Source organism: Sandaracinobacteroides sp. (genome assembly GCF_057137845.1).
This window is the reverse complement of sequence record NZ_DBNHFX010000214.1, coordinates 1-11307: the sequence shown is the minus strand read 5'-3', so window position 1 is coordinate 11307 and position 11307 is coordinate 1. Positions and strand designations below refer to the sequence as shown.

Below are 11307 nucleotides of genomic sequence, written 5' to 3'. Positions count from 1 at the left end.
ACATCCAGCGACCACTGATCGGCCGGGAACGCCGTCAGCCGGTCGCCGAAACGGGTGAAGGCGAACAATGTTTCCAGTTCATGATAACCATCGGCCCGGCGGCGGCGCACATGCAGCGCCAGATTGATCTTCGCCGGCGCTTCCTCGACGCCTGCCGGGGCCAGTGTCATTGCACGGCCAGCGCGACATCCAGCCCATAGTCAAGCTTGCGGCGGATTCTGGCGGCAAGCACAGGTTCCGGCGACAATGCGGCCGCCGCCGACCAGGCGTGGCGCGCCTCGATCCGGCGTCCGGCCTTCCACAGGGCATCCCCCAGATGGTCGGCAACCGTCGGGTCGCCAGGCTCGGCGCTGCGAGCCTGTTCCAGCAGGCCGACGGCTTCCTCGTGATTGCCCAGCAGGTGCTCGGCCCAACCCATGCTGTCGACGATGGCGCCGTTTTCCGGCGAAATCCTGTAGGCGCGCGCGATCAGGTCGCGCGCTTCCGGCATCGACTTGCCACGGTCAAGCAGGCTGTAGCCCAGATAGTTCAGAATCAGCGGATTCTGCGGCGCAAGTTCGACGGCGCGGCGCAGATCGACCTCGGCGCCGACCCAGTCCTTGGCGGATTCCCGCGCCGATCCGCGCAGGAACAGCAATTGCGCCTGCAATGCCTCCTGTCCGGAGGGCACCAGTGCCAGCGCCCGGCCATAGGCCGCGATCGCGTCAGGATATCGCTCGCTTCTGCGTTCCAGATCGGCGAGCCTGCCCCAGTCCTCGACGGTTGCGTCGGGGCGTTGCAGCAAGGGCGCCAGCACGGCGCGCGCTTCGTCCAGCCGGCCCTCGGCCACCAGGATCGAGACCCGGCGCGCATCCGCCAGTTCCGCCCACGGCTGCCCCTTGGGCAGGCCCTTCAGCGCGTCGAGCGCCAGCCCCTCGCGCGAGGCGCGGGCCAGAAGGTCGGATGTCAGCAGCCACCCATCCGGCAGCGACGGATCGGCAAGCGTTGCCAGCCGGGCGAAGTTGACTGCGGCGCCCGTCGCCCGTTCGCGGCCAAGATCGGCGGCAAGCCGCACGAACATCAGCGCCAACCCCTCTTGCGGGCTGTCCACCAGATCGGCGAGCTTGCGCCCGCTGATCCGGGGATCGGCGGCAAGGCGGCGGCGCGCTTCCACCAGTTGCGGATCCCGCTCTGGGCCTTCGCCCACCAGCAGGATCGCCTTTTCCAGTGCCTTCGGGTCGCCGGGCGCTGCCTCCAGCGCCGTCCCGGCGGCCGCCAGCCGCAACCGCGCGACGCCTGCACCCTCGGCGGTAACCAGCGTTTGATAGGCGTCGGCTGCCTGTTGCCAGCGGCGGCCATAGGAAAGAATGTGCGCCCGGTGTTCGCGCAGATAGGATGCGGCGATGCCGGTGCCGTGGTCGGGATCGGCAAGCGCCAGGGCACCGTCGATGTCGCCCCGTGCGGCTTTGCCCCACGCGTTCAGCAGCACCCCCAGCACCTGCCCGGATTCACCGCCGCGCCCCGGCGCATCGAACGCGGTGCGCGCGGCATCAAAGGCGCGCCAGTCCTTTGCGGCGGCAGCGGCCGCCGCACGGGCAAGGGCAAGGATCGAGTCGCCGACAGCAGTTGCCTGTTCCGAGCGCGCCCCCAGATCGATCTGCGCGGCAAGGCGCGAGGCCGATTTCAAGTCACCGGCCAGCATCGCCACGTCGAAGGCGCGCCTTCTGGCGATCGCGTCGTCGTCGGCCTTCAGCGCCGTTCCGAAACGCTCAGCGGCGGCGGCATAATCGCCCGACGCCACCGCCAGCCGCCCCTGCACATAGGCTTCGGCGGCCATGTCGGCAGTGGAATAGCTGGTCCGGGCCGCCCGTGCCGACGTCCCGGCGGGCGCAACCGCCAGAATCACAGCCAGCATCCAGGGGCTGTTCCGGCCGGTCGGCGAACGCACGGACACTGCAACCTCCTCAGTCAGGCGGGCCGGCCGGGCCTGCGGGCGCAATCCCGCAGGCCCGGCAGCAGATCTCAGCCGATCACCTTCGAGCGCAGCTTTGCATGCTCGTCGGCGCTGATCGTGCCCGCCGCTTTCAGTTCATCGATCTTCTTCAGCTCGTCGGCGGGCGAATAGCCGACGAAGTCGCGCAGTTCGCGCTGCGCTTCCTTCACCTGCGCGACGTTGCGTTCACCCATGCCGCGCCCTTGGGTCATGATATACATGAACACGCCGAGATACGGCAGCACCACCAGGAAGATGATCCAGAGCACCTTGCCGAAACCGCCGACATCGCTGCGGCGGAACAGATCGCCGATGACCGAGATCAGCAGCCACAGCCAGAGCACGAACAGGAACACGACAAGCGCAAACCACGCAAAGCCGAGCACACTTTGAAAAATCGATGCGACCATGAAAAAAACTCCCACAACAAACGGATACGCAGGTGTTTATGGCACGCCGGAATCGCTGTCATCAACAAACTGCGGGTCAGGCGTCGATCTCGTCCATCTCGACTGTGGCTGCATGCGCCTGAATGAAGTTGAAACGATGCTCGGGCACGCGGCCCATCAGCCGGTCGACCAGATCGCGAACCTGATGCCGGTCCTGATGGCTTTCAGGCAGAGTCACCCGGATCAGAGTCCGGCGCGCCGGGTCCATCGTGGTTTCCCGTAGTTGCAGCGGCGCCATTTCGCCAAGCCCCTTGAACCGGCTGACTTCCACGCGGCGGTTGCGGAATCTGGTTTCCAGCAGCTTCGTGCGCTCGGCGTCGTCGCGGGCATAGACGCTGTCGGCGCCGGCGGTGATCCGATACAGCGGCGGCTGCGCCAGATAGAGCCGTCCGGCGGCCACAAGCCCCGGCATTTCCTGAAAGAAATAGGTCATCAAGAGCGTTGCGATGTGGGCGCCATCCACGTCGGCGTCGGTCATGATGATGATGCGTTCATAGCGCAACTGGTCGTCGCGGTAACGGTCACGGGTGCCGCAACCAAGCGCCTGCCCAAGATCGGCGACTTCCTGATTGGCGTTGATCTTGGCGGCGGCCGCCGAAGCGACGTTCAGGATCTTGCCCCGGATCGGCAGGATCGCCTGTGTCTTGCGGTCGCGCGCCTGCTTGGCGGAACCGCCGGCGGAATCGCCTTCGACGATGAACAGTTCAGTGCCGTCGCGGGCGTTCGTAGAACAGTCCGTCAGCTTGCCGGGCAGCCGCAGCTTGCGCGCGTTGGTGGCGGTCTTGCGTTTTTCCTCGCGCTCGGCCCTGCGCGCCAGCCGCTCGTCCATGCGGTCGATGGCGAACGCCAGCAGGGCACGCGCGCGTTCCTGGTCTTCGGCAAGCCAGTGGTCGAAATGGTCCTTCACCGCCGTTTCAACCAGGCGCTGCGCCTCGACCGTCGCCAGCCGGTCCTTGGTCTGCGACTGGAACTGCGGCTGCGGAATGAACAGCGACAGCATGATCCGCGTGCCGACAAGCGCATCGTCGGCCGTCAGGTCGGTGGCCTTGCGGGTGCCGATCAGGCCGGCGAACCCCTTCAGTCCCTTGATGATCGCCGAACGGAACCCGGCTTCGTGCGTGCCGCCCTGCGGGGTGGGGATGGTGTTGCAATACCAGCTGTGCGCGGCGTCGCCCGCCACCGTCCAGTGCATCGCCCATTCGACCCGTCCGGCGCTGCCGATCTGGCCGCCGTTCTGAAACTCGTGCATGCCGGTGAACGGCGCGTTGGTAACGGTCGCCTCGCCGACAACTTCCTCGGCCAGATGGTCGGCAAGGCCGCCGGGAAAGATGAAGGTCTGCGCTTCCGGCACCTGTTCGGTTGCAAGCGACGGCGCACAGCGCCAGCGAATCTCGACCCCGCCGAACAGATAGGCCTTCGACCGCGCCAGCCGATACAGCCGGGCGGGGCTGAAGCAGGCATCGGCGCCAAAGATTTCCGGGTCGGGCCGGAACGCAACCGAAGTTCCCCGGCGGTTCGGCGTCGGGCCAAGATTCTCGACCGGGCCAAGCGGCGCCCCGCGCGCGAAACGCTGCCGCCAGAGCGTGCGGTTGCGCGCCACTTCGACGGTCAGTTCCTCGGCCAGCGCGTTGACGACCGAAATCCCCACACCATGCAGCCCGCCAGACGTCGCATAGGCGCCGGCGGTGAACTTGCCCCCCGAGTGCAGCATGGTCAGGATCACTTCCAGCGCCGACTTGTCGGGAAAGCGCGGGTGCGGATCGACGGGGATGCCACGGCCATTGTCGATGATCAGCAGCGTGCCGTCGGCCGCCAGTTCCACTTCGATGCGGGTCGCATGGCCTGCAACCGCCTCGTCCATCGCATTGTCGAGGACTTCCGCCGCCAGATGGTGCAGCGCCGCCTGATCGGTGCCGCCGATATACATACCGGGCCGGCGGCGCACCGGCTCCAGCCCTTCCAGCACTTCGATCGCCGAAGCATCATAGTCCTGCGTGCCGGTGCCGTTTCCGGCGAATAGGTCGGTCATGGCCGACCCATAGCGGCTGGTTGTCCCCAAGGAAACGGCTGCCGCGCGCATCAGTGGCCTTGGCGCATCATTTCGCACTTGCACAATAACCGGCACCCGTTCAATTCTTGCATCCGGCACGCGGCGTCAACATCGTGCACAAAGGGGGATCAATGCGGCCAATCAACCGTCTTGCATCAGCAGGGACGATCGCCCTGCTGACCGGAATTCTGGTGCCTGCGCCAAGCCACGCACAGGACGCGCCGCCGCTCAGCGGTTCGGTGTCGATCGTTTCGGATTATCGCTATCGGGGTGTCAGCTACTCCGACCTCGATCCCGCTGTGCAGGCGGGGCTTACTTTGACCACCAGACCCGGATTTTTCGCCAATGTCTGGGGAACGAACATCGCCAACGTCGATGGCGCCAATGTTGAAATCGACCTGACTGCTGGCTGGTCGGGCGTTCTGGCCGGGCTGGACACGTCGGGCGGCGTGATCGTCTATACCTATCCCGGCAGCACCGACACCACAGAGGTGGAACTGTTCGCAACTGCGGGAATGCCGGTCGGCCCGGCGACCGCCACGTTCGGCCTGTTCTGGGCGCCGAATCAGAAAAGCCTGCCCAGTTCCAATCGCTATGCCTATGCGGAACTATCCTATGCCATTCCCGGAAAGCCGGTCACGCTGAAGGCGTCTCTCGGCAATGAACGCGGCGGCCTCGTGCCCGACGAAACCGGCAGCCGCACGCACAAGTGGGACTGGCTGGTGGGGGCCGACGTGCAGTGGAAGGCGCTGACGCTTGGGGTGGCGTGGGTCGGCAACGACCTGCCGCGCGAAACCGTGGGCGGCGTGCGCCACAATCGCGCCGCGCGCGATACGGTGCTGGTGTCGCTCAGCGCATCCTTCTGACCAGCCCGTGCCCGGAACTGCCGGGCTGCAAGCGGGCCTGAAGATGTGAAAAGGACGGGAGGCCAGCCGGCCACCCGCCCCTTCATTGTCGTAGAACCAAAGGCGCCGTTACTTCGCGACCTTCTTCGCAGCCGGCTTCTTCTTCGGCGCGTCCGCTGCTTCTTCGGCCTTCGGTTCGGCTGCCTTCTTGGCAGCGGCCTTCTTCGCCGGCGCCTTCTTCGGCTCCTCGGCGGTTTCTTCCGCTGCCTTCACTGCCTTCTTGGCGGCGGGCTTCTTCTTCGCCGGGGCATCGCCGTGATCGTGCCCGTGATCATGGCTGTGGTCGTGGCCGCAGCCGGGGCCGTGCACATGGCCGCCCAGCGGGGTTTCATCCTCGCTCTCGATCGCAGCTTCAAGCTCGGCGCGGGTCACGGTGCGGTCGGTGATGCTGGCCTTTTCCAGCAGGAAATCGACCACCTTTTCCTCGTAGAGAGGGGCGCGCAACTGGGCCGCTGCAACCGCGTTCTCGGCGAAATACTTCGCCACTTCGCGTTCCTGGCCGGGGAAACGCGATGCTTCCTGCGCAACCAGACGGTTCATTTCGGCCTGGCTCACCTGCACGCCGTTTTTCTGGCCGATGTCCGACAGCAGCAGCCCCAGGCGAACCCGACGCTCGGCGATGCGGCCATAGTCGCCCCGCTCGGCTTCCATGCCGGCCTTTTCATCGTCGGATGCAGAAGCCGCAACCTGCGTCCAGATCTGCTGGAATTCGGCGTCCACCATGGATGGCGGCACTTCGAAGCTGTGGGCGGCGGCCAGATGGTCGAGCAGCTTGCGCTTCATGTAGGTGCGGGTAAGCCCGCCCAGCTCGGCTTCGACCTGATCCTTCAGGATTTCCTTCAGGCTTTCAAGGCTTTCGAGGCCAAGATTGGTGGCCAGCGTGTCGTCGATCACCACCGGCTTCGGCTGCTTTACGGCCTTCACGGTGATGGCGAACTCGGCGTCCTTGCCGGCAATGTCCTTGGCTGGATAATCGTCGGGGAACGTCACCTTGACGGTGCGGCTCTCACCCTTCTTCACGCCCATCAGGCCGTCTTCGAAGCCGGGAATCAGCCGGCCCGAGCCAAGCTCGATTTCCATGTCCTCGCCGGTGCCGCCGTCGAAGGCCTTGCCGCCGACCGAACCCGCATAGTCCATGACCACCAGATCGCCTTCGGCAGCCTTGTGCTTGGCGGCCGCTTCCTCGAAGCTCTTCTGGCCGTCGGCCAGACGCTTCACCGCTGCGTCCACTTCGTCGCCGCTCACCTCGACCGCGAGGCGCTCCAGCGCAATTCCCTCGATCTCGGTTGCGGGAACCTCCGGCAGCACTTCGAGGCTGAGCGAAATCTTCACGTCGCCGCCGTCCTCGATACCGCCATCGAGATCAATCTGCGGCTGCATCGCCGGGCGCAGGCCGCGTTCGGCCATCAGGCCGTTCACGGCCTCGTTCACCGCTTCCTGCACGGCTTCGCGGCGAAGCGCCGGGCCATGCATCTTGCGGATCAGGTTGCCGGGCACCTTGCCGGGGCGGAAGCCCGGCATGCGAATCTGCGGCGCGACTTCTGCAATCGCTGCATCGACCTTGGCCGCGATCGCATCGGCGGCAATCACCAGATCATAGGCGCGCTTCAGGCCTTCGTTCAGCGTTTCGGTGGCAGTCATGAAAAGCCGTTCCTCTTGGTTGATGACCGACGAGCGTTCCACGGATGGTGCGGGTGAAGGGACTCGAACCCCCACGTCTTTCGACACTGGAACCTAAATCCAGCGCGTCTACCAGTTCCGCCACACCCGCAAGACACCCGTGACAGGCGCCACTCGTCGTCAGAATTCGAAGCGGCGGCTTATAACAGCGACTGCCGCGCGCGCAAGGCGTCAGCGCAATCAGCCCGTGCCGGGACAGCGCGAATCGGTTGCGTTTGTAAAATAATGGCAGTATTGTTGCCCTATTGCCCTGGGGGAGAATATCGATGAACAGCACGACCGTGCAGGCAGGCACGAAGGGCGTTTCGCTTGACGACCGTTATGATGTTTCCGCCGCACGGATCTTTCTGTCGGGCACGCAGGCGCTCGTCCGGCTGGCGCTGGTGCAGCAGGCGCGCGACGCCGCCGACGGCCTGAAGACTGCGGGCTTCATTTCCGGGTATCGCGGATCGCCGCTGGGCGGCTTCGATCAGGAACTGTGGCGCGCACAGAAGCGCCTGACGGCCTCGGATGTGCTGTTCGTGCCCGGCATCAACGAGGAACTCGGCGCAACCGCCGTCTGGGGCTCGCAGATGACGGCGATGAACCCATCGGCAAAGTTCGATGGCGTGTTCGGCCTCTGGTACGGGAAAGGCCCCGGTCTCGACCGGGCGATGGACGTGCTGAAGCACGCCAACGCCGCCGGAACCTCGCGCCATGGCGGCGTGCTGGCGATCGTCGGCGACGACCATGGCGCCAAGTCCTCGACGCTGCCACACCAGTCCGATCATAATTTCTCGGCCGCGTTCGTGCCCTTCCTCGCGCCGGCCTCGGTGCATGAATTCGTCGAATATGGGCTGCTCGGCATCGCCATGAGCCGGTTCGCCGGCACCTGGGTCGGCTTCAAGGCAACCGCCGACACGGTCGAGACATCGGCGACCGTCGACACCTCGTCCGAGCATCGGCAGATCATCTTTCCGCCGTTCGATTTCCCCGAAGGCGGCGTGCATATCCGCGCCAACGACATCTGGCGCGACGAAGACACGCGCCTCCAGCGCTTCAAGGGCTTTGCGGCGATGGCGTTTGCCCGCGCCAACGGCATCGACCGGCTGATCTGGGATACGCCTCGGCCGCGCATCGGCATCCTCTCTACCGGCAAGGCCTTTGCCGACACCATGGAAGCGCTCGATGAACTGGGGATCGACGCAAAGGTCGCGGCCGACATCGGCCTCAGGCTCTATAAGGTCGGCATGCCGTGGCCGCTCGAACCACAGGGCGTGCGCGCCTTCGCCGAGGGGCTGGAAGAAGTCCTGGTGATCGAGGAAAAGCGCGAGTTCATCGAACACCAGTTGAAGTGGCAGCTCTATAACTGGAAGCCCGGCGTGCGCCCCACCGTCGTCGGCAAGCAGGATGAAAGCGGCGAATGGCTGCTGTCGCCCGACAATGAACTGACGCCGGGCATGATCGCCAAGGCGATTGCGCGGCGCCTCGGCCATTTCCACAAGACCGAGCGCATCGAGAACGCGCTGGCCTTCTTCGAAAAGCGCGAGGCGCTGCTGGAAAAGTTCGTGCCGCCCACCAAGCGCACACCCTATTTCTGCGCCGGCTGCCCGCACAACACCTCGACGAAGGTGCCCGAAGGCAGCCGGGCGCTGGCCGGAATCGGCTGCCATATCATGGCGCTGTGGATGGACCGGGCGCAGACCTTCACCCAGATGGGCGGCGAAGGCGTCACCTGGGTTGGCGAAGCGCCGTTCGTTGGTGAACGCCATGTGTTCGCCAATCTGGGCGACGGCACCTACGAACATTCCGGCCTGCTGGCCATCCGGCAGGCGATCGCCAGCGGCGCCAACATCACCTACAAGATCCTGTTCAACGACGCTGTCGCCATGACCGGCGGCCAGCCGGTCGAAGGGCAGCTTACCGTCGGCAAGGTCGCGCGGCAGATGCTCGCCGAAGGGGCGAAGAAGGTCTGGGTGCTGTCGGAGGAACCCGAGCATCTGGGGGGCGGTCAGATCCCTGCGGGCGTCAGCCTGCTGCACCGCGACAATCTTTCCACCGTGTCGGCCGAAGCGATCGCGACGCCGGGATGCACGGTGATCATCTACGACCAGACCTGCGCCACCGAAAAGCGCCGCCGCCGCAAGCGCGGACTGATGGCCGACCCCGATAAGCGCGTCATCATCAACCCGCAGGTTTGCGAAGGCTGCGGCGACTGTTCGGTGCAGTCGAACTGCGTGTCGGTCGAGCCGCTGGCGACCGAATTCGGCCGCAAACGGCAGATCAACCAGTCGATCTGCAACAAGGATTTTTCGTGCGTGAAGGGCTTCTGCCCGAGCTTCGTCACCGTCGAAGGCGTTGCACTGCGCAAGCCCGCACCGCGCGCGATCGACCTCTCCGGCCTGCCCGATCCGGTGCTTCCGGCGCTCGAACGGCCCGCCAACATCCTCGTCACCGGCATCGGCGGCACGGGTGTCCTCACCATCTCGGCGCTGCTGGGCATGGCCGGGCACATCGCCGGCATCGCTTCAACCACGGCCGACATGGCCGGGCTGGCGCAAAAGGGCGGCGCGGTCTGGAGCTATGTCCGGCTGGCCGCCGCCGACGACCAGTTGGTCGGCCCGCGCATCATGACGGGGACGGCCGATCTCGTGCTTGCGTGCGATTGCGTCGTCGCCGCCGACAAGGTGGCGCAGAACCTGATGGCGCCGACCCGCACCCATGTGATCGCCAACGCCGATGTTGCACCGACAGCGGATTTCGTCCGCAACCGCGACATCGATTTTCACACAGCTCAAGTGAAGAAGGTGGTGTCGCAGGCGTCACGCGGGCATGACTTCATCGCCGCCGAACATATCGCTACGGCGCTGATGGGGGATGCGATTGCGGCCAACGTGATGCTGCTGGGCTTCGCCTGGCAGAAGGGCCTGATTCCGCTGCCGTTCGATGCAATCGACCGGGCGATCGAACTGAACGGCGTTGCTGTGCCGTTCAACCGGCAGGCGTTCGCGCTGGGGCGGATGCTGGCGCACGATCCGGCGCGAATCGCCGTCCTGCTGACGCCTGAACCCGCGATTGCGGCGACGCTCGACGACCGCATCGAAACCCGCGTGAAAGACTTGCAGGCGTGGGGCAACGCGGAATGGGCCGCCGGTTATCGCGCGCTCGTCGATCGTGTTCGGGCCGCTGAAACGGCGGTGCGCCCCGGCAGCGAGGCACTGACCGAAGCGGCCGCGCGCTCGGCACACAAGCTGATGTCCTACAAGGACGAATATGAAGTGGCGCGGCTTATGGTCGATGGCCGGTTCGGCGGCCTGTTGCAGCAGACGTTCAGCAAGGCGGAACGGCGGACCTATCACCTGTCGCCGCCGATCTTCGCAAAAACCGATCCGGCGACCGGGCGGCCCCGCAAATATGCGATGCCGGGCTGGTTGATCGAACCGCTGTTCCGCATGCTGGCTTCGCTGAAGGGGCTGCGCGGCACCGCCTTCGACATTTTCGGCCGCACCGAGGAACGCCGCCACGAACGCGAGGCGATTCCCGCCTATCACGCCGAAATCGACCGGCTGATCGCGGAACTCGACGGCGACAATCTGTCGCTGGCAGTCGAAATCGCGCGCCTGCCGCTCGACGTTCGCGGCTTCGGCCCGGTGAAGGAGGCCGCCGCCAAGGCAGTCGGGGAACGCCGTCAGGCGCTTTGGGCGCAGTGGGGCACCAGGGTAAAGCGAAAAGCCGCCTGACCATGGCCGCCGTCGACAGCAAGGCGGAACCGTGGTGCAAAGCATGGCGGACGCCTGCGCCATGATCCTGCTGTTCATCCTGCTGCTGTTGCTTGCGATCTGGGCGGGCATCCGTCTTGGCGGGGTGCGCCGCCACAGCAGCGCCGATGCCGGCAAGGACAGCATCAAACCCCCGGCCGACGAACCTTTTCGCGGCCGCGGCGGGCGCTTTGGCGGTGGCGGAGCCTCGGGCGGGTGGGACGACGACGCCCCGCCCCAGCACAAAGAATGACGCAATCGACAGGCGCGCGTTCGCCACCGACCCCGTTACTTCTTGGCCGCACATCCCGGACGACCGGGGGGAGGAGGCACATGAATTTCGACCTGTCGGACGACGCGAAGACGCTGAAAGACGCCGCGCGCAAGTTTCTGGAAGCCCGCGCCGGCCCGGCGGCCGCGCGCAAGGTGATGAACGAAAGCGCCAGCCACGACGCTGCCCTCTGGGCCGCCATCGTCGAACAGGGCTGGCCTGCCGCGCGGGTGCCGGAAGCAC

The 11307-nt window shown here is 65.9% G+C and carries 8 protein-coding genes and 1 tRNA gene; 4 read left to right on the top strand and 5 right to left on the bottom strand.

What is annotated here, in order from left to right; translation table 11 throughout:
* Positions 1 to 166: 166 nt before the first annotated feature.
* The 3 genes from AC16JP_RS11620 to parE form a co-directional block, all read right to left on the bottom strand.
* Positions 167 to 1933 (bottom strand): tetratricopeptide repeat protein, encoded by a 1767-nt coding sequence (locus AC16JP_RS11620; protein WP_484340778.1) that lies wholly within the window; start codon positions 1931 to 1933, stop codon positions 167 to 169.
* A 68-nt stretch (positions 1934 to 2001) separates the two neighbouring features.
* On the bottom strand, positions 2002 to 2382 hold the full coding sequence (locus AC16JP_RS11615) for a PLDc N-terminal domain-containing protein (protein ID WP_484340777.1): 381 nt from the start codon (positions 2380 to 2382) through the stop codon (positions 2002 to 2004).
* Positions 2383 to 2458: 76 nt separating this feature from the next.
* A complete protein-coding gene (gene parE / locus AC16JP_RS11610) occupies positions 2459 to 4450 on the bottom strand; it encodes a DNA topoisomerase IV subunit B (RefSeq protein ID WP_484340776.1) in 1992 nt (663 codons plus the stop codon).
* 152 nt (positions 4451 to 4602) lie between these two features.
* Here parE and AC16JP_RS11605 point away from each other — a divergent pair, with 152 nt between their 5' ends.
* On the top strand, positions 4603 to 5337 hold the full coding sequence (locus AC16JP_RS11605; protein ID WP_484340775.1) for a TorF family putative porin: 735 nt from the start codon (positions 4603 to 4605) through the stop codon (positions 5335 to 5337).
* Between the two features lie 108 nt (positions 5338 to 5445).
* Here the strand turns inward: AC16JP_RS11605 and tig are convergent, their stop codons facing one another.
* Positions 5446 to 7017, bottom strand: coding sequence for a trigger factor (gene tig / locus AC16JP_RS11600; protein WP_484340774.1), 1572 nt, complete (start codon positions 7015 to 7017; stop codon positions 5446 to 5448).
* A 45-nt stretch (positions 7018 to 7062) separates the two neighbouring features.
* Positions 7063 to 7147 (bottom strand) — tRNA-Leu (locus AC16JP_RS11595).
* Between the two features lie 175 nt (positions 7148 to 7322).
* On the opposite strand from AC16JP_RS11595, the gene AC16JP_RS11590 reads away from it, so the two are divergent.
* The 3 genes from AC16JP_RS11590 to AC16JP_RS11580 all read left to right on the top strand — a co-directional run.
* A complete protein-coding gene (locus AC16JP_RS11590) occupies positions 7323 to 10775 on the top strand; it encodes an indolepyruvate ferredoxin oxidoreductase family protein (protein ID WP_484340773.1) in 3453 nt (1150 codons plus the stop codon).
* Between the two features lie 61 nt (positions 10776 to 10836).
* A complete protein-coding gene (locus AC16JP_RS11585; RefSeq protein ID WP_484340772.1) occupies positions 10837 to 11046 on the top strand; it encodes a hypothetical protein in 210 nt (69 codons plus the stop codon).
* 80 nt (positions 11047 to 11126) lie between these two features.
* On the top strand, positions 11127 to 11307 hold a 181-nt coding region (locus AC16JP_RS11580; protein ID WP_484340771.1), incomplete at its 3' end, for an acyl-CoA dehydrogenase family protein.

Excerpts from the sequence above, each read along its gene's own strand:
- AC16JP_RS11615 (WP_484340777.1), bottom strand. The coding sequence starts at position 2,382 with ATGGTCGCATCGATTTTTCAAAGTGTGCTCGGCTTTGCGTGGTTTGCG.
- parE (WP_484340776.1), bottom strand. The coding sequence starts at position 4,450 with ATGACCGACCTATTCGCCGGAAACGGCACCGGCACGCAGGACTATGAT.
- AC16JP_RS11605 (WP_484340775.1), top strand. The coding sequence starts at position 4,603 with ATGCGGCCAATCAACCGTCTTGCATCAGCAGGGACGATCGCCCTGCTG.
- tig (WP_484340774.1), bottom strand. The coding sequence starts at position 7,017 with ATGACTGCCACCGAAACGCTGAACGAAGGCCTGAAGCGCGCCTATGAT.
- AC16JP_RS11590 (WP_484340773.1), top strand. The coding sequence starts at position 7,323 with ATGAACAGCACGACCGTGCAGGCAGGCACGAAGGGCGTTTCGCTTGAC.
- AC16JP_RS11585 (WP_484340772.1), top strand. The coding sequence starts at position 10,837 with ATGATCCTGCTGTTCATCCTGCTGCTGTTGCTTGCGATCTGGGCGGGC.